Source organism: Listeria ivanovii subsp. ivanovii, from assembly GCF_900187025.1.
In the GTDB taxonomy this organism is placed as follows: domain Bacteria; phylum Bacillota; class Bacilli; order Lactobacillales; family Listeriaceae; genus Listeria; species Listeria ivanovii.
Genome location: NZ_LT906478.1, coordinates 1279323 through 1298938, shown reverse-complemented (window position 1 = coordinate 1298938; position 19616 = coordinate 1279323). Strand labels below are relative to the sequence as shown.

Below are 19616 nucleotides of genomic sequence, written 5' to 3'. Positions count from 1 at the left end.
GAAGCGGGTGATAAATATTAATAGATTTCTAAATATTGTTCGCGTTCCCACGGATGAACTGCCGTACGGAACATATCACACTCAATTGTTTTCGCTTCAATAAAGTGTTCAAAAATATGTTCACCTAAACCTGCTCTGATTACATCATCTTTTTCAAGTTCAATCAAAGCATGACCTAAGCTTTCCGGAAGATCAAAAATACCAGTTGCTTCTCTTTCCTCTTCGTTCATACCGTAAATATTACGGTCAACTGGTGCTGGTGGTGTTAAATCATCTTTAATTCCAGATAAACCAGCTTTTAATAATACTGCCATCGCTAAGTAAGGATTAGCAGATGGGTCTACGCTACGTAATTCAAGGCGAGTACTAAGCCCACGAGAGCTTGGTACACGAACTAGTGGGCTACGGTTTTTACCTGACCAAGCGATATAACAAGGTGCTTCATAACCAGGAACTAGTCGTTTGAATGAATTAATAGTCGGATTTGTAACTGCAGTATATCCACGTGCATGTTTCAACATACCTGCTAAGAATTGGTATGCTGTTTTACTTAATTCTAATTCACCATCTTTATCAAAGAATGCATTTCCCTCTTTGTTGAAAAGTGACATGTTGAAATGCATCCCAGATCCATTAACTCCAAAAAGAGGTTTTGGCATAAATGTAGCATGCAATCCATGTTTACGTGCAATTGTTTTAACAACTAATTTAAAGGTTTGAATACTATCACAAGCAGTAATGGCATCTTCATATTTGAAATCAATTTCGTGTTGGCCTGGAGCTACTTCATGGTGAGAAGCTTCTACTTCAAAGCCCATTTCTTCTAGTTCGAGCACGATATCACGCCGACAATTTTCGCCTAAGTCTGTTGGTGCTAAATCAAAATAACCACCACTATCATTTAATTCTAAAGTAGGACGACGATTTTCATCTAATTTGAATAAGAAGAATTCTGGTTCTGGTCCTAAGTTGAATTCTGTAAATCCTAGTTCTTCCATTTCTTGAAGTACACGTTTTAAGTTAGCACGTGGATCTCCTGCAAATGGAGTCATATCAGGGTTGAAAATGTCACAAATCATTCTTGCAACTTTTCCTTTTTCTGCTGTCCAAGGGAATACAACCCAAGTATCTAAATCTGGGAATAAGTACATATCGGACTCTTCAATTCGTACAAAACCTTCTATGGAGGAACCATCAAACATGATTTTATTATCTAGTGCTTTCTTTAGTTGGCTAACAGGAATTTCCACATTCTTTATAATCCCGAGTATATCCGTGAACTGTAAACGAATAAATTTTACATTTTGTTCATCTGCGAAGTGGAAAATGTCTTCTTTTGTATATTTTACCATAATCTAAATTCCTCCTAAATAGTCTAATTATATTAACTTCTAAATAAAGTAAATACCTCTTCTTGTTTTTTTAAAACCTTGGTAATTGTTGTTTCCCGGTTGCATCTTGTTTTACAAAACGCCCAGCTTGCTGCATTTCTTTTCTAAGTATTTTACGAACATCGTCATCTGTTAATGGCTCTTTGGATTCTTTTTGCTGCATTTGGTACATTTTCTTAATTCCCGCAATATTCAGACCATCATTCAAATAATCTTTAATCTCTAGCAAAACATCAATGTCTTGAAGTGAATACAAACGGTGATTTCCTTGATTTCGAGCCGGATGGATTAATCCTTGGTCTTCATAATAGCGAATTTGTCTAGCGGTGAGATCGGTTAGCTTCATCACAGGCCCAATTGGAAAAAGCGGCATAGATCTCCGTATTTCCTTTTCACTCACGACAATTCCTCCTCAAAACATATTTATTTTTTTGATGATAGTAGCATTATAATGTACGTTAGATGTTTTGTCAAATTTATGTAAGATAATCTAACATTTAATAAAAAATATCTACACCAAGCTTTTTTACAGTAAAAAAACCGCAAACTTTATGTTCGCGGTAAGAAGTTAAAAGCTTTTTGCAAAATAGATGTTACTTTTTTAAAGCGTATTTTCAATTGCTCGAGTAACAGCGATTTTGACATGTTCATATGTCAAACCACCTTGTACGTATAATTGGTACGGTTCTCTAATTGGTCCATCTGCCGTTAACTCTAAACTAGCCCCTTGAATAAATGTCCCTGCTGCCATTATCACGTCATCTTCATAACCAGGCATATAAGCACCGATTGGTAAAACATGTGCGTTAACTGGAGAAGCTGCTTGGATTGCTTGTGCAAAAGCAACCATTTTAGCTTTATCATGAAAGGAAACACTTTGAATTAAATCCGTTCTTGGCGCATCCCAAACCGGGTCTGCTTCCACCCCAAATTCAGCAAGCATTGCAGCAGTAAATCTTGCTCCTTTAATGGCTTGTGCGGTAACATGAGGAGCTAAAAAGAATCCTTGATACATCTCTAATAAACTGTATAATGAGGCTCCTGCTTCTCTACCTATTCCTGGGGTAGTTAATCGGTATCCACATAACTCCACTAATTTTTCTGTACCAGCGATATATCCACCAGTTTTAGCAAGTCCTCCACCTGGATTTTTAATTAAAGAGCCGGCAATAATATCTGCCCCCACTTCTGTCGGTTCTAGTTTTTCGACAAATTCTCCATAACAATTATCGACAAAAACAATGACTTCTGGATTTATATTTTTTACAAAAGCAACCATTTCTGCAATTTTCTCTATTGTAAATGAGGGTCTATCTGCATAACCTCTGGAACGTTGAATACCAACTACTTTTGTTTTAGAAGTCATTTTTTGTGCAACTTCGGTAAAATCCACATCGCCCTTCTTCGTTAAAGCAACTGCGTCATAGCCAATCTGGAAATCTCGAAGTGAGCCTTGTCCTTTAGCACGTATTCCGACTATTTCTTCTAACGTATCATAAGGAGTCCCAGTGATATATAATAAATCATCCCCGGGACGAAGAATACCAAATAACACGGTCGAAATAGCATGTGTTCCGGAAATAATTTGCGGTCGAACAAGAGCAGCTTCTGTACGAAAAACGGCTGCATATACTCGTTCTAATGTATCTCTTCCTTCATCATCGTATCCATATCCGGTCGTTGGATGAAAATGAAAATCACTTACTTTATTTGCTTGAAATGCATCTAATACTTTCGCTTGATTAAATTCTGCTATTTGATCCGTCTTGTTTTGCAATGAGGAAATTTGCTTTTCTATTTTAGCTCTCACTATTTGAATTCCAGTCATTAGTAGACTCCTTTCTCGGCTGGTATCCTTCAATTAAATACGCTTGCTTTTCTTCCAGATACGCTAGTTTCGTAATCCATGCTTTTTGTTTTATTTGGGCTAATTCTTTACCGTTTTTTTCGGAAAGTTCTTGTGTAAAATAGCTCCAGTTTTTTTCAATCAATTCAATCATTCGTTGTTTTAATATATTAGGTGCTGCAGGATCTAGCGCAGAAATTTGTAAATGCTCTGGCTGGTCGGGAATAAACGTTACTGCTACTTGATCCATTTTATTATAAACTGTTAATAATGGAATATGACTCATTTCCAACTCCTCTAACAAAGCTAATACCGTTGTTTCATGTTGCAAATAATCCCTATCGGATGCGTCGACAACATGAACTAAAACATCCACATTAGCTGTTTCTTCTAAAGTCGAACGAAAAGCTGCAATAAGCGTCGTTGGCAAATCTTGAATAAATCCTACTGTATCTGTTAAAAGCGCCTGAAATCCGCCTGAAAATCGAATCTTTCGTGTTGTTGGATCTAGAGTCGCAAATAATTTATCTTCTTCTAAAGTTGTTTCATTCGTGAGTCGATTGAAAATAGTCGATTTCCCAGCATTCGTATAACCAATTAATCCAAAGCGAAAAATATCTTGGTCATTTCGTCTGTCAATGATTCGTTTTCGATGTTGTTCGACGAGCGTTAACTGCAATTTAATATCATGCATTTTTTCGCGAATATGCCGTTTATCCATTTCGAGTTTTGATTCACCTGGACCTCTCGAACCGATTCCGCCTCCGAGTTTAGACAGAGAAACACCCTGTCCACTTAGTCGAGGTAATAAGTATTTATATTGAGCATAGGCTACCTGCAACTTACCTTCCTTTGACTTAGCTCGCATCGCAAAGATATCTAAAATCAATTGGGTTCTATCAATAATACGTGCATCCACAGCTTTAGATATATTACGTACTTGGGTAGCACTGAGTTCACTATTAAAAATAACTACATCCGCCTTATGCATTTCTACTAGCTCAGCAAGCTCTACCAGTTTACCAGAACCGATAAAAGAAGCTTGGTTTACTCGTTCTAAATTTTGAATGAGTTCATCTACCACTTCCCCATCCGCTGTTTTCGCTAGGCTATGAAGTTCACTGATTGAATTCCAAAAAACTTCTTCTGTTTTATTTGGCAAAAAAACACCAACTAAGATTATCTTCTCACGTTCCACATACATTTCTCCCTTTTTCAGACAAAACTAATCGTAGCATATTTTCAGCATAAAAAAAAGGTAAGAAACGTCGTAAAACGAGTTTCCTACCTTTTAAATGAACTGCTTATTCCGCATCAGGATTTAAAGCTACATTCTTCTGCGGGGAGAAAGTTGAAATTGCGTGTTTAAATACAAGTTGTTGTTTCCCTTCGACATCAAGTAATACCGTAAAATTGTCAAAACTTACAACACGCCCTCTTAATTGAAAACCATTTGTTAAAAATACTGTTGCAAGAATCTTTTCCTTACGTAATTGATTTAAGTAATAATCCTGTAATCCTTGTCCACCTTGTTTCATAATTTCCCTCTCCAATCTCTATATCTTCTACTAAATCTTTCCCAAAATCCCAACTCATTTATTGGTTGGCTAATTTCAAATACCCTTTATTTCTTATTACCAAACAGAAAAAGCTTATTTAGACTTCAAAAAAGCATTCACTTTTTCTATCGCTTCTAGCACTGTTTTATTAGTATCCGCTTGGATCCAGTTAATATCCATTCGATTTCTAAACCATGTAAACTGCCGCTTCGCATAGTGACGCGAATTTTTCTGAATTAACTCTTTTGCTTCTTCTAATGATCTACGCCCTTCAAAATAAGCAAATAATTCTTTATAACCGATACCTTGAATCGCTGGAACATCGGCTAATTTTCGATCGTATAATGTTTTCGCTTCTTCTACTAAACCTTGTTGGAACATGTTATTTACACGCTCATTTATTCGTTTATACAGTGTATCTCTTGCTAAATCCAATCCCAAAAAGAGAGGCTTGTACCGATTATTTGGTTCGTGATGAACTTGATGCTCTGAAAAAGGTTTTCCAGTTGTGTGCATCACTTCTAGCGCTCTAATGACACGACGTTTATTATTTTCATGAATAAGCGTGGCACTTTTCGGATCAAGTTGATTTAACATTTGCCATAAAGCATCGTTGTCTAGTTGTTCTAATTCCGCCCGATAAGCCTTATCTCCACCGGTTTGTCCAAAATCATAATCATAAAAAATGGATTGAATATAAAGACCGGTTCCACCAACAATAATAGGTAATTTCCCACGGTTATGTATCGACTCCAGGAAACTTTTTGTTTCTGATTGGAATTTCGCAGCTGTAAATGGTTTTTCTACTTCTGTCACATCTATTAAATAGTGTTTAATGCCAGCCATTTCTTCTGATGTGATTTTTGCAGTACCAATATCTAATCCACGGTAAACCTGCATGGAATCCCCGCTAATAATTTCACCATCAAACTTCTTTGCTAGTTCGATACTTAGACTTGTTTTTCCGACTGCAGTTGGACCAACGATGACGATGACAGGAATGCTATTCAAAAAAAAACCTCCTTTTCACCTGTAATCAATGTACCATGAAAAAGTTATCTTGAGAATAGCTAAAATGTATTTTTTATAAAAAAAAACGCAATTCTTGATAGAAATGCGTTTTTCTGTATTTAATTTTATCTATCATGCCAATCAGCAGGTTCTCTGGCATCATTTATTTGCGTATTTAATTCCTCTATATATGTTTGTTTTGTTGCTTCATCCCAGTGGAATTGTTTCGCCATTTCATCAACTACCGCATCTTTCCATTTAAGCAAGTAAGGCATGTCGAAGAGCAAATAACCTGTCCGGCGAAGTAAAAAATCTACTGGGGTTGTTACTGCTTCATGTTGAATCGAATAGCGTAACTCTGCATATAAACTATTAGGCAAGGTAGTTTCATTTGTATCTTTATATTCTTGAGCATAGGTAAATAGTTGATCAATATTGCTACCAAAACGTTTAGCAATTTCTCTTCCTTCTTCCAGTGTCCAACCAAAACGGTTATTTCCTTCTTTCGCTTTTTTCGAAAGGAATGCTTCTAATTGTTCGGAACCTCCTATATCTCCACCGGAAATTGGTAAATGTTTCGTTTGCACGGGTTTGTATTTCTTTCCGGTTTCTTTTGCTAACGTTTTAGAAACATCATCTAATAGTTTTTCAGCCATTTTGCGGTATCCAGTTAATTTCCCACCAGCCATTGTAATTAAGCCGCTTTCGGAAAACCAAACTTCATCTTTACGGGAAATTTCAGATGGATCTTTTCCTTCTTCATAAATTAATGGACGAACACCAGCCCAGCTAGATTCAATATCTTTTTCAGTTATGTGAACATCTGGGAACATATAATTAATGGCTTTAATGACATAGTTATGATCGGATTCTAGTGCTTTTGGATTAATTACCGCTTCATCATAAACCGTGTCCGTTGTCCCAACATATACTTTTTTATCACGAGGGATTGCAAAGACCATCCGACCATCTGGTGTATCAAAGTATACCGCTTGCTCCATCGGGAATTTTTGTTTATCGATAACTAAGTGAATTCCTTTTGTTAGGCGCAAGTGTTTATTATTGGTTGCGTAGTCTAGTTTTCTTACTTTATCAACCCAAGGACCAGCAGCATTAATAACGCGGTGTCCTTTAATATCATAAGCTTTACCAGATAAGCGGTCCGTTACAGTGATGCCAACTACTTGTTTATTGTCACCATACAAAAAGTGTTCTGCTTTTGTATAGTTAATGGCATTAGCTCCTAGTTCTACTGCTTTTTTCATTACTTCAATCGTTAAACGTGCATCATCCGTACGGTACTCTACATAATACCCTGAACCTTTTAAACCATCTTTTTTAACGAATGGATTTTTAGCTAATGTTTCTTTAGCGCTTAAAATTTTACGACGCTCATTTTTCTTAACACCTGCTAGATAATCATATAGACGAATCCCAAATGATGCCGTTGTTTTACCCATATTTCCGCCTTTATGGAAGGGGAGCATCATCCACTCAGGGGTAGTTACATGTGCTCCATTTTCATAAACGATTGCTCGTTCTTTCCCTAAGTCGGCTACTTCTTTAATTTCAAATTGTTGTAAATAACGTAACCCACCGTGTACCAATTTTGTAGAACGACTTGAAGTCCCACTGGCAAAGTCACCCATTTCGACAAGTGCCACACTCATACCTCTTGTCGTTGCATCAAGTGCTATCCCAGCGCCGGTAATTCCTCCACCAACGATGACTAAATCAAATTTCTCCTCTTGTAGATTTCTTTCAATTGTTTCTCTGTCAAATGCTGAAAATAATTGTACCATTTTTACTACCCCTTTCAAATTGTTTACCATCTGCATTATGTCTTCTTGTCACTTTTCCACTTTTCAATCTAGCTGAAACTTGATTAAGCTAAAAAACAAAAAGAGACTGCAAAATAAGACGATTGCGCTCGCCTTTTGCAGTCTCTCCATATCTCAGACAATAATATTTATTAACTTGCTATCATTATAGCTTTTAACTAGTTAGAATGAAAGCGTTTTGCTCACTGATTATTGGTAGTTTTTCTTATCGCTACTGCTCTCTCGGGGAAATCCGTCATTATCCCTTTGGCTTTAATAGCACAAAAATATGTCATATCCTCCTCTTTATTTACTGTCCAATATCGTGCAGGAATTTCTTTTAAAATTGGAGTATCTTTCGCTTGGATTGGCGGGTGCACAGCATCTAGCTGGATTTTTTTATGTAAATCTAATACAGCATCCAAGTTTTCATGTGTAATAAGTGCTAGTCTGGATGTCCTATCTAGCTCTCGCAACCGAACTAAGGTATGCGGATTAAAGGAGGAGTACATAACTTTGACATTGGGATATTTCTTTCCTAAATCGACTACTTTTTGTTCAATTCCTTGATATTCAAAGATGTCTGTTTTTAATTCAATATTAAGTATAACACCCGAATCTTCAATTAAAGTAAAAACCTCCTCTAAAGTTGGTACGCACACTTTACGAAACAAACGATTTCCAATGGCTAATTTTTTTACTTCAGAAAGCGTAAAATCTTTTAAATATCCCGAACCATTTGTTGTCCGATCTACTTTTTCATCATGCATCACAATTAATTCTCCAGTTTTAAGTACATGGATGTCTAATTCAATTCCATCTGCCCCCGAATTTATCGCTTCTTTCATTGCCGGCAAAGAATTTTCAGGGTGTGTTCCACTGCTACCGCGATGGGCAAAAACCTCTGTCATTTTTCTCCCTCCAAACTTTTAGCTTATTTTTACTATATCAAAAATAAGCCAATATACTCAAATTATTAAAATCAATAAATAAAACTGTCTTTTTAAATTACTTCTTGATTTATCTGTGTTATTATAGTATGGAGCTTGAAACAGAAGACTTTCTTATCTCTGTCTAAGGTTACACATAGAATTATTTATTACATTTAGGAGATGTTATTTTGAAAAGGACTACTCGCTACAGTAGAAAATATGTTCCGAGTATTGACGGACTTCGAGCGCTCGCTGTTATTGCAGTCATTTCCTATCATCTGAATTTCAGTTGGGCAAAAGGTGGATTCATTGGAGTCGACATATTTTTCGTATTATCTGGGTACTTAATTACCAATATTTTATTAACACAATGGGAAAAAACACAAACTCTTCAATTAAAACAATTTTGGCTGAGACGTTTTAGACGGCTTATTCCAGCTGTATATATAATGATTGTAGTTGTTGTCATCTATTCGGTTTTATTCCATCCTGAAATTTTAAAAAATCTACGTGGTGACGCTATCGCCTCTTTCTTCTATGTGAGTAATTGGTGGTTTATCTTCCATAACGTTTCCTATTTCGATTCGTTCGGGCTTCCTTCACCACTTAAAAACTTATGGTCACTCGCAATTGAAGAGCAATTCTATTTAATTTGGCCAGCATTTTTACTTGTATTTTTACGTTGGGTTAAAAATCCAAAATTACTTTTAAAAATCGTTATCGGGCTTGGACTTCTTTCTGCTATTTGGATGACTATTCTGTATGACCCAGGAACTGATCCTAGTCGTGTTTATTATGGAACAGATACTCGTGCATTCGATTTACTAGCAGGTTGCGCCCTTGCCTTTGTTTGGCCCTTTAATCGGCTAAGCCCTGTTGTTCCTAAAAAAAGTAAAGCAGTTTTAAATATAGCCGGAACTCTCAGCATTTTACTTTTCCTTGTATTTACAGCATTTGTGAGTGAATATCAACCATTTTTATATCGTGGCGGATTACTGTTTGTTGCCATTATCGGCGTAACTATGATTGCCACTATCTCACATCCAGCATCTTACTTAAGTAAAATTTTTAGTTTTAAACCACTAAGATGGATTGGAACTCGTTCTTACGGCATTTATTTATGGCACTATCCAATTATCACATTAACGACTCCTGTTTTTGAAGTTGGCCAGCCAAATATTTGGCGAGCGATCTTACAAGTTGCTGCCACTTTTATTATTGCCGAGCTATCTTTCCGATTTATTGAAACGCCTATTCGAAAAAACGGTTTTATTAATTATTTCAAGGGTTTCAAAGACAAAAACTATTTCGTTTGGAAAAATAAGCCTGTAGGGAAATGGCTTGGTATCACTGGCCTCGCAACAGTATTAGTGTTGTTCTCTCTTGCAATGACTAATATATTACCTGTTAATACAAATGCCGAGAAACAAACGACTTCCGTAAAAACAGATTCATCTGACAGTGAGAAGTCGCCACCTAAAAAAAAGACTGATGATAAAGACACTAAAAAGAAAACAGAAACAGCAAAACCACCTGAAAAAGCCCCCCCTGGAAAAAGTAAACCAATTGCTTCGAACGGGACTATTTCTTATACCCAGACACTTGCACTTGGTGATTCAATAATGATTGACATTGAGCCTTATTTAAAAGAAGCGGTGCCAAATATTACGATTGATGGTCTTGTTGGTCGGCAATTAAGAGATGCAATAACCACGGCGACCGGTTATAAAAAGTATAACGCTTCTGGAAGTGCTGTTATACTTGAGCTTGGTACCAATGGACCGTTCACTGAATCACAATTAGACACTCTTTTAGATCAATTCGATAAAGCTTCAATCTACCTTGTTAATACAAAAGTACCTCGTGGATGGGAAGCGGAAGTAAACAAGAGTATTGCAAATGCAGCTGATAGATCGAATGTCACTGTAGTTGATTGGTATTCGCAAGCTGTAAATAACCCCCAATATTTTGGAAAAGATGGCGTCCATTTAACCAAAAGTGGTTCTAAAGCATATGTAACTTTGCTAACTAATACTATGAAAAAATAACAATCCGCCCTAAAATGGGCGAATTGTTATTTTTATTTTTCACGTGAAATTAAAAGGCTAATTGCTACTAGTAAAAAGACCAATAGCTGCTGTTTGTAATCGTTAGGTTCCATTTATGTTTCATGCTAATTATTCGCCGAAAACATTTTTCCATTCACTTCTTTTATCCAAGAATTCTTCTGCAAGAGCTTGAGCACCTTCGAGACTATGACTTGCCGCCCAACCACACTGTACTTCATTACATGCAGGTACTTCTGTCGCTGCTAAAACATCAGTTAAAGTAGTAGCAAGGATTTCCAGTGCATCATCATAATCGGTATGATTGATAAAAGATATATAAAAACCTGTTTGGCATCCCATTGGGCTAATATCTACTAATTTATCGGTGTGATTTCTAGCAAGTTCTGCCATTAAATGCTCTAGAGAATGAAGTGCTGGCATTTCCATATGTTCTTTATTTGGTTGTTTAAACCGTACGTCATATTTATAAATTTCATCACCATGCACGCCTACTTTTGTGCCCGCTAACCTAACAAAAGGTGCTTTAACCTTTGTATGATCTAAATTAAAACTTTCTACATTCATTTTTTCTGCCACTTAAATAACCCCTCCTCTTATTCTTTGCCATTATATCAAAAAAAAGAATCTTTGCCTATTTTCTAAGCAAAGATCCTTTTCCTATTCATCTTTAGAATCTGTTGTATCTTTTATTTCTGGTATATCGAGCCAAATGGACACTGGTTCACCTTCCATCGTTTCATCTAATACAAAGGAACCATTAGAATAACGATCCGTTACACGTAGATTAGCTACATCAATTTCAACAATTTGGTCTGTGTTCGTTTCTATAAACAAGTGATCTTTATTGTCAGCAAGCGTGATGCCAATAAAGCGATGTGGATTATTCTTCAGTTCTCGTAACATTAGTAAGCCACGTTTTGCTCTAGAAATTGGTTCAAATTCACTTGCTTTCATTTGTTTCAGAGAACCGCGTTGTGTAGCAAGTAGGATATGCCTTGGATCATTTGGCGAAAGAACTACCCCACCAACAACTTTATCATCTTGTTTTAGGTTAATTGCCTTTACACCAGCGGTTCTAGCACCAGATTCTGGAATTTCGGCAATTGGATATCGCAATCCATACCCATTTTTTGTTGCAAGGAAAATATCTTCTGTTCCATCAATTAAATGCACATTTAAAAGTTCATCGTCATCTTTTAACTTAATAGCCATCATCGACTTCGAATAGCGTTGTGGCTTATAATTGGTGATTATAGACTGTTTGGTCATCCCGTTTTTCGTAACAAATAAAAATCGTTGTTCTTCTGTAAAGGTTGGAATGTCGATGACTGAACGAATTTCCTCACCTGCAGATAAATCACTTGCTAGATGACTAACATGGTCACCTAAGTTTTTCCAGCGAATATCTGGTAGCTCATGAACTGGTCGGTAAATGAAGTTCCCTTTACTTGTAAATAGTAAAAGCGATTCAAGTGAGTTCATCTTTTTAATAAAGATTGCATGATCAGCTTCTTTCATCGCTAGTTCTTTACCATTTGATGCAGCATAAGAACGTTGGCTTGTACGCTTCACATAACCTTCTTTCGTTACAGATACAATAACATCTTCGTTTGCGACTAGCACTTCTGTATCGATTTTTATTTCTGCTATTTCTGCTTGTACTTCTGTCCGACGAGCTGTTTTGTATTTTTTCTTAATTTCGCTTAGCTCTGCTTTTAAAACAGCCACAAGTTCTGCTTCATCACCTAAGATTTTTTCCAATACACTAATTTGTTCTGCAAGTGATTTGGATTCACTTTGAAGTTCATGAATATCGGTATTGGTTAAACGATAAAGTTGTAAAGAAACGATTGCTTCGGCTTGCTTTTCACTGAAATCATAAGTTGTTTGCAAGTTTAATTTTGCATCTCGTTTATCTTTCGAACCACGAATTAGTTTAATAACTTCGTCCAAAATCGATAAAGCTTTAATTAATCCCTCTAAAATATGCTGACGAGCTCGCGCTTTTCGAATATCATATTCAGAACGCTTCGTAATAATTTCTTTTTGGTGTTCAATATACGCATCCAACATCGGAATGATTCCCATTAATTCTGGACGTTTATTGTGAATAGCAACCATATTGAAATTATAGCTGACTTGTAAATCGGTATTTTTAAACAGATAATTCAGTACGCCTTCTGCATTGGCGTCTTTTTTCAGTTCGACAGCAATTCGAAGTCCAGTACGGTCAGTTTCATCGCGTACTTCTGAAATACCTTCAATTTTCTTCTCAATACGAAGTTCATCCATGCGTTTCACTAAATTAGCCTTATTCACTTCATAAGGAATTTCATGAATGGTAATTTGTTTTCTACCACCACGGATATCTTCAATTTCGGTTTTGGATCTGACAACTACGCGACCTTTACCAGTTTCATAGGCTTTACGGATACCATCAATCCCTTGAATAATTCCGCCTGTTGGAAAATCTGGTCCTTTGACAATTTTCATGATTTCTTCTGTAGTCGAAAGTGGTTTATCAAGTCGTTTAATAACTGCCTCGATAATTTCAGTTAGGTTGTGAGGAGGAATGTCCGTCGCATAACCAGCAGAAATACCAGTAGATCCATTCACTAAAAGATTAGGAAAACGTGCTGGTAAAACGGTTGGTTCACTAGAAGTATCATCAAAGTTTGGAATAAAATCAACTGTTTCTTTTTCGATATCACGTAAAAGTTCTGCTGAAATTGGCGATAGTCGTGCTTCAGTATAACGCATTGCTGCGGGCGGATCGCCATCTACACTACCATTATTTCCGTGCATTTCAATCAGCATATTTCGTACTTTCCAGTCTTGACTCATCCGAACCATCGCTTCATATACGGACGAGTCACCATGTGGATGGTAATTACCAATGACATTTCCGACCGTTTTAGCCGATTTACGGAAACCTTTTTCGGCGGTATTACCTTCTACATTCATGGCAAATAAAATACGGCGCTGTACGGGTTTAAGCCCATCACGAACATCTGGAAGTGCTCGTTCTTGAATAATATATTTACTATATCTACCAAAACGATCGCCCATAACTTCCTCTAGAGCTAAGTCTTGGATATGTTGTTCTGGATTACTCAAATGTCTTTCGCCTCCTCAACCATCATGTTTTCATTTTCTAAAATGTTTTGGCTGTCTTCCATAGAAAACTCGACATGCTTTTCAATCCATTTTCTCCTTGGTTCCACTTTGTCACCCATCAGTGTTGCTACGCGACGTTCTGCACGAGCCGTATCGTCAACACGTACACGAATTAAAGTACGTGTGTCTGGATTCATCGTTGTTTCCCAAAGTTGGTCAGCATTCATTTCGCCAAGACCTTTGTAACGCTGAATCATATAGCCTTTTCCAATTTTTTGAATAGCAGAGTCTAATTCTTCATCTGTCCAAGCATATTCAATCACTTCTTTTTTACCAGAACCTCGGCTTACTTTATATAGTGGCGGCAGAGCAATAAACACTTTTCCAGCTTCAACAAGCGGACGCATGTAACGATAAAAAAACGTTAATAATAGCACTTGAATATGTGCCCCGTCCGTATCGGCATCAGTCATAATAACCACTTTGTCATAGTTACAATCTGCCACATCAAACTCCGCGCCAACTCCTGCGCCTACTGTATGAATAATCGTACTAATTTCCTCATTTTTTAAAATATCTTGCAGTTTTGCTTTTTCCGTATTAATTACTTTTCCTCGAAGCGGCAAAATAGCTTGGAAACGACGGTCGCGCCCTTGTTTAGCTGAGCCACCCGCTGAGTCACCTTCAACAAGATAAAGTTCATTTTTATTTGGATTTCTAGACTGAGCTGGTGTTAATTTTCCAGAAAGAAGTGTTTCGGAACGTTTCTTTTTCTTACCATTTCGCGTTTCTTCACGCGCTTTTCTGGCAGCTTCTCTTGCTTCACGAGCTTTAACTGCCTTTTTAACAAGAAGAGAGCTTGTTTCAGGGTTTTCAGCGAGGAAGTAAGCTAAATGTTCAGCCACTACCGCATCAACTGCTTGACGAGCTTCCTGCGTCCCTAGCTTTTCTTTTGTTTGACCTTCAAATTGAAGAATTTTTTCTGGTACACGAATAGAAAGAACTGCCGATAAGCCTTCGCGAATATCGCTACCTTCTAAATTTTTGTCTTTTTCTTTGAGTAAGTTAACACGACGAGCGTAGTCATTAAAAATCCGTGTCATCGCAGCTTTCATCCCTGATTCATGAGAACCTGCTCCACGAGTCCGGACATTATTTACAAAACTCAAAATATTTTCTGAGTAGCCATCATTGAACTGGAAGGCCATTTCGACTTCAATTGATGCATTTTCGCCTTCAAAACTTGCTACTGGATGAAGAACATCTTTGCCTTCATTAATATATTCTACAAAGTTTTTCACACCTTCTTCAAAATGGAAAGACTCTGCCATACCAACACGTTCGTCAATTAACTGAATCAGCATTCCTTTAAGAAGAAAAGCCGACTCTCTTAAACGTTCAGAAAGTGTTTCATAGTTATAGGAAGTGGTTGGGAAGATGGCTGGATCTGGTTTAAAGCGAATGGTTGTTCCTGTTGCTTTTGACTTACCGATTTTTTTTAGTGTCCCATCTGGTTTTCCACCATTTTTGAATCTTTGTTCATAAGTTGCTCCTTCACGATTAATCGTTACGACTAACCATTCAGAGAGCGCATTTACAACCGATGAACCAACACCGTGAAGTCCTCCACTAGTTTTATAACCGCCTTCTTGCCCGAATTTACCGCCGGCATGAAGTACTGTTAAAATAACTTCTACAGTAGATTTACCAGTTTTGTGCATCCCAACTGGCATCCCGCGCCCTTCATCACTAACACTCACACTACCATCATCATGAAGTGTAACAACTATTTTCTTACCAAATCCTGCAAGGGCCTCATCGACCGAGTTATCTACAATCTCATATACTAAATGGTGCAACCCGCGTACATCTGTTGAACCAATGTACATCGCTGGGCGTTTCCGAACTGCGTCAAGCCCTTCAAGCACCTGAATAGAATCATCATTATACTCATTCCTATTCATACTTCAAAACTCCCTTCATTCCATCAATCTCTAGCATTTGTTGTTATTTGCTGAAAACCACTTTATCAGAATAGCATTAACTAGCTAATTAATAAAGTGATAGTTTAGTGACAATTTCTTTTTCATAAAAAAACAGGCTCTGCTATAAGAACCTGCTTCCTCCCAAAATGGTCTGTCATTTAATCCATTTCTTGATAAGCAACCTTAATGCAATAATCCATGACAGTAGGATATCCTTTTTCTGCCAAAAAATCAAATGCTTCTTGATTAAAAATGCCAAGTTGTGCCCAAAATACATCTGCATCTATCATATCAAACGCTTTAGCAATTTCGGGTAAAAACTCTGACCGGCGAAAGACATTAACAATATCAACATGTTCTTTAATGTCGGTTAATTGCTTCACTGCTTTTTCGCCAAGTATCTCTTCTGCATTAGGGTTTACCGGTATAATTTTGTACCCCGCTTGCTGCATTAGTTGCGTTACTTGATAACTTGTGCGGTCTGGCTTATCACTCAGGCCAACGACTGCGATTACTTTTGCTTGTTTTAAAATATGATTAATTTCTTCTCTTGTTGGATTTTGCATTAGTCTAATCGCCCCCTATTATTCTTTCTAATCATAAGCTATTTTTGGGTTTTTTTCAACTTTTCATCATGATTTCTACTTACAATTTAGCCAAATATCTCTTTTTTATGCTATAATTCTTTATGGAAAACATCATTTCTACTTGAGGGGTTTAAAAATGACAATTAATTTAATTTTGCTTTCATTGTTAGCCTATGTTATCGGATCGATACCATCTGGTTTATGGATTGGGAAAATATTTTACAAGAAAGATATTCGAGATTTTGGTAGTGGAAACTTAGGAGCAACCAATGCTTTTCGTGTCTTAGGAGTTAAAGCTGGTAGCATCGTAACGATAATGGATATTTTAAAAGGAACCGTTGCAACTTTACTTCCATTTTTCTTTCAATTAAATGTCGACCATCATTTCTGGTTACTTACTGGAGCGTTCGCTATTATTGGTCATAGTTTCCCACTGTTTGCTGGCTTTCGGGGTGGAAAAGCAGTTGCTACATCTGCAGGGGTCATTCTTGCTTATGCGCCACTATTATTTGTAGCTGCACTAGTTGTGTTCTTAGTTACGCTAAAGCTAAGCAAATATGTATCTCTTAGTTCCATGATTGGCGCACTTGCCGCTCTACTTATTTCTTTTTTCTTAGGAGATTGGATTTTAATTATCCTAGTTGCTTGTATTGCCATTTTTGTTATCTGGCGTCACCGAGCAAATATTAGTCGTATTCGTAACGGCGAAGAACCTAAAATTAAATGGATGTAATATAAAACCCAGAAGCTCATTTTGTGCTTCTGGGTTTTGATTTTATCCTACTGTAATCTGATATTCAGAAGAAAATACTGCTTCTGGCTCTAAGTGCTCAATTCCAGCTTTATCTCGAAGTTCTACTGAGTCCCCTACGCCATCTGCAATTCCATACCACGGTTCAATACAAAGGAAAGGCGTACCCGCTTTTGCAGTCCAAACACCAACAAAAGGAAATTCAGGAAATGCTACCTTAACAAAATGGGCAGTTTTATCAGATTTAATAGTGATTTCTTTTTTGTTCAATGCTTCAAAAATAAGCGCATCATTTTTAAATAGGTCATAATTCAGTGGTAATTTTTGTGTCGGCTCTTTCGTAATATTTTTTATTTCTCCACTACGATAAGGTCCTTCTAAACAAAGCGTCTCTAAGTTCTCCTTTGCTCCAAAATCTAAATAATAATCTTCAAAATGTGTATCTTCAGTAAGCGGCAAGTTAAAAGCCGGATGTGCTCCTATCGAGAAATAAATCCGTTTGGTATCTGTGTTTTCTACTTCAAAAGAAACAGCTACGGTATTTTTTTCTAATGTATAGCTAATCGACAACTTAAATTGGTATGGATAAATTTCCAAAGAAGCTTCATCTGCATCTAGTTCAAAACGAATTCTATTTTCCGTTTGTTCCACCACTTTGAAGTCACGATCACGAGCAAAACCATGTTGACCTAAATGATATGGTTCACCCTCTACAAAATAAGTGTCTTCTACTAGTCTTCCTACTGTTGGGAATAGAACAGGTGAATGACGACCCCAAAACTTACTGTCCGCGTTCCATAAATATTCTAAACCAGTATTTTTATGGAAAATCCGTGTTAATTCAGCTCCTGATTCCTTCATCTCTACAAGTACTAATTCATTTTCCAATTTAATCATTTTCTTTCTCCTCCAAATGAAACCGCTCGATTTGTTCCCATTCATGCTCTCGTTTCAGCACTACTAATTGCATTTCTCCAAACAAATCATAATGCGGGATGTTTTTTCGACGATTGTCGATCCAGTCTGGCGCAAGGCCATATTGTTTTCCCCATTGCTGTAATTTTTTCAAATCAGAACACGCAACTTTGGTTACTGTTTTGGAATCAGGAAACCGATCATCTAACCAATAATGTGTAATAATTGCTATCTCACCACGACTTGCTTTTTCTTTCCATATGTCCATTTCATCACGCTTTACACCAAAAGCCATTTTTATCACTACCAGTCTTATTTATTCTAATGCTTTTAGATAGGCTTTATGCCAATTCGGGAATGTTCTTCTCAAAGACACAGGTCGAAAATCTTCTTTTGTTACGCATACATGTTCTGTTTCACCTGTAATCGCAATTTCTTTCGTGTCTTCATAACAAATTTCATAACCATAGGTAACACGAAGTCCATCATACCCTTTTATCCATGTTTTGACAACTGCCTTTTGTCCGTAACGCAGGGGTTTACCATAATGGATATGCACATCTAACACTGGAGATAGGTATCCTGCCTCTTCCATATCAAAATAACGGAAACCTAATTGTTCAATTAACCTTGTGCGACCAATCTCCATCCAAACTAGGTAATTATTATGATAAACAACTCCCATTTGGTCTGTTTCCGCATAACGTACTTCAATTATTGTTTCAGCAATTTCCATTTTTATTCCTCCAGTCACAACTTCTTCTTTCTTATTTTACCAAAGCCGATAAAAAAAAGCTTCCCCTGAATATTTCCAGAGAAAGCTTTACTTATTTTTTAGTTATTTTTCAATTTCTCAAGTTCAACAAGGAATTTATCATTTAGCACACGGATAAATGTACCTTTCATTCCTAGTGAACGAGAATCAATAACGCCAGCACTTTCTAACTTACGAAGTGCATTAACGATTACAGAACGTGTAATACCAACGCGGTCTGCAATTTTAGAAGCAACTAGCAGTCCTTCTTTACCATTTAGTTCATCGAAAATATGTTCAATAGCTTCTAACTCACTATATGAAAGTGAACTAATTGCCATTTGTACAACAGCACGGCTACGCGCTTCTTCTTCAATTTCTTCTGCTTTTTCATGTAAGATTTCCATACCAACAACAGTTCCACCATACTCAGCTAAAAGTAAATCATCATCCGTAAAATTGCTTTCTAAACGAGATAAAATTAGTGTTCCAAGACGTTCTCCACCACCAACGATAGGTACTATTGTTGTTAATCCTTTTGTAAATAAATCACTATTTTCAATCGGGAAAGCTGTATATTGACTGGATACTTCCAAGTTAGAAGAAGTTTCGCCTACATTGAAAAGACTTTGCGTATATTCTTCTGGGAATTGACGTTCTGTAAGCATTTGTTTCATACGTTCATTTTCAATTGGAAGTGCTTCTGAATAGCCAAGCAATTTACCTTTACGGCTTACAATATAAGTATTTGCCTCAATTACGTCTGTTAATGTATCTGCCATTTCTTTAAAGTTTACTGTTTTTCCTGCAGCGTTTTGTAACATTGCATTAATTTTTCTTGTTTTTTCTAATAAAGTCATTATTAGATCCTCCTAGTAT

Annotated in this window: 18 protein-coding genes; 2 read left to right on the top strand and 16 right to left on the bottom strand. The window is 36.8% G+C overall.

Going from position 1 to position 19616, the window contains the following annotated elements:
• Positions 1 to 17 precede the first annotated feature (17 nt).
• From glnA to CKV67_RS06395, 8 genes are all read right to left on the bottom strand, one after another.
• Complete coding sequence (gene glnA, locus CKV67_RS06430; RefSeq protein WP_014092694.1) at positions 18 to 1352, bottom strand: type I glutamate--ammonia ligase; 1335 nt, start codon at positions 1350 to 1352, stop codon at positions 18 to 20.
• 70 nt (positions 1353 to 1422) lie between these two features.
• Positions 1423 to 1791, bottom strand: a complete 369-nt coding sequence (locus CKV67_RS06425) for a MerR family transcriptional regulator (RefSeq protein ID WP_003719570.1) — start codon at positions 1789 to 1791, stop codon at positions 1423 to 1425.
• Positions 1792 to 1992: 201 nt separating this feature from the next.
• Positions 1993 to 3219, bottom strand: coding sequence for a methionine gamma-lyase family protein (locus tag CKV67_RS06420; RefSeq protein WP_014092693.1), 1227 nt, complete (start codon positions 3217 to 3219; stop codon positions 1993 to 1995).
• Positions 3191 to 4435 (bottom strand): GTPase HflX, encoded by a 1245-nt coding sequence (hflX, locus tag CKV67_RS06415; protein WP_095075141.1) that lies wholly within the window; start codon positions 4433 to 4435, stop codon positions 3191 to 3193. The genes CKV67_RS06420 and hflX overlap by 29 nt, the downstream gene beginning before the upstream one ends.
• 106 nt (positions 4436 to 4541) lie before the next feature.
• Entirely contained in the window at positions 4542 to 4775 is a 234-nt protein-coding gene (hfq, locus tag CKV67_RS06410) for an RNA chaperone Hfq (RefSeq protein ID WP_003719566.1), read from the bottom strand.
• A gap of 114 nt (positions 4776 to 4889) precedes the next feature.
• The gene (gene miaA, locus CKV67_RS06405) at positions 4890 to 5807 is read right to left on the bottom strand and encodes a tRNA (adenosine(37)-N6)-dimethylallyltransferase MiaA (RefSeq protein WP_014092692.1); all 918 of its coding nucleotides are present in this window, start codon (positions 5805 to 5807) and stop codon (positions 4890 to 4892) included.
• A 125-nt stretch (positions 5808 to 5932) separates the two neighbouring features.
• The gene (locus tag CKV67_RS06400) at positions 5933 to 7609 is read right to left on the bottom strand and encodes a glycerol-3-phosphate dehydrogenase/oxidase (protein WP_025279910.1); all 1677 of its coding nucleotides are present in this window, start codon (positions 7607 to 7609) and stop codon (positions 5933 to 5935) included.
• A 221-nt stretch (positions 7610 to 7830) separates the two neighbouring features.
• Positions 7831 to 8538: a glycerophosphodiester phosphodiesterase gene (locus tag CKV67_RS06395; RefSeq protein ID WP_014092690.1), complete on the bottom strand. Its 708-nt coding sequence runs from the start codon at positions 8536 to 8538 to the stop codon at positions 7831 to 7833.
• A 209-nt stretch (positions 8539 to 8747) separates the two neighbouring features.
• Between CKV67_RS06395 and CKV67_RS06390 the strand changes: the two genes are divergently transcribed.
• Positions 8748 to 10607 carry an acyltransferase family protein gene (locus CKV67_RS06390; RefSeq protein WP_014092689.1) on the top strand — a complete coding sequence of 620 codons (1860 nt, stop codon included), beginning with the start codon at positions 8748 to 8750 and terminating at the stop codon, positions 10605 to 10607.
• A gap of 129 nt (positions 10608 to 10736) precedes the next feature.
• Here CKV67_RS06390 and CKV67_RS06385 read toward each other — a convergent pair whose 3' ends face one another.
• The 4 genes from CKV67_RS06385 to CKV67_RS06370 form a co-directional block, all read right to left on the bottom strand.
• Entirely contained in the window at positions 10737 to 11204 is a 468-nt protein-coding gene (locus tag CKV67_RS06385) for an S-ribosylhomocysteine lyase (protein ID WP_014092688.1), read from the bottom strand.
• Between the two features lie 81 nt (positions 11205 to 11285).
• A complete protein-coding gene (gene parC, locus CKV67_RS06380; RefSeq protein ID WP_014092687.1) occupies positions 11286 to 13745 on the bottom strand; it encodes a DNA topoisomerase IV subunit A in 2460 nt (819 codons plus the stop codon).
• Positions 13742 to 15709, bottom strand: coding sequence for a DNA topoisomerase IV subunit B (gene parE / locus CKV67_RS06375; RefSeq protein WP_014092686.1), 1968 nt, complete (start codon positions 15707 to 15709; stop codon positions 13742 to 13744). Before parE ends, parC begins: the two co-directional genes overlap by 4 nt.
• Positions 15710 to 15888: 179 nt before the next feature.
• Complete coding sequence (locus CKV67_RS06370; protein WP_025279908.1) at positions 15889 to 16296, bottom strand: CoA-binding protein; 408 nt, start codon at positions 16294 to 16296, stop codon at positions 15889 to 15891.
• 157 nt (positions 16297 to 16453) lie between these two features.
• Here CKV67_RS06370 and plsY point away from each other — a divergent pair, with 157 nt between their 5' ends.
• Complete coding sequence (gene plsY / locus CKV67_RS06365; protein WP_025279907.1) at positions 16454 to 17050, top strand: glycerol-3-phosphate 1-O-acyltransferase PlsY; 597 nt, start codon at positions 16454 to 16456, stop codon at positions 17048 to 17050.
• A 42-nt stretch (positions 17051 to 17092) separates the two neighbouring features.
• Here the strand turns inward: plsY and CKV67_RS06360 are convergent, their stop codons facing one another.
• The 4 genes from CKV67_RS06360 to codY form a co-directional block, all read right to left on the bottom strand.
• Positions 17093 to 17965 (bottom strand): aldose 1-epimerase family protein, encoded by an 873-nt coding sequence (locus CKV67_RS06360; RefSeq protein WP_014092685.1) that lies wholly within the window; start codon positions 17963 to 17965, stop codon positions 17093 to 17095.
• Positions 17958 to 18278, bottom strand: a complete 321-nt coding sequence (locus CKV67_RS06355; RefSeq protein WP_014092684.1) for a hypothetical protein — start codon at positions 18276 to 18278, stop codon at positions 17958 to 17960. Before CKV67_RS06355 ends, CKV67_RS06360 begins: the two co-directional genes overlap by 8 nt.
• 21 nt (positions 18279 to 18299) lie before the next feature.
• A complete protein-coding gene (locus CKV67_RS06350) occupies positions 18300 to 18719 on the bottom strand; it encodes an acyl-CoA thioesterase (protein WP_014092683.1) in 420 nt (139 codons plus the stop codon).
• Between the two features lie 98 nt (positions 18720 to 18817).
• On the bottom strand, positions 18818 to 19597 hold the full coding sequence (codY, locus tag CKV67_RS06345; RefSeq protein WP_014092682.1) for a GTP-sensing pleiotropic transcriptional regulator CodY: 780 nt from the start codon (positions 19595 to 19597) through the stop codon (positions 18818 to 18820).
• Positions 19598 to 19616: the final 19 nt, after the last annotated feature.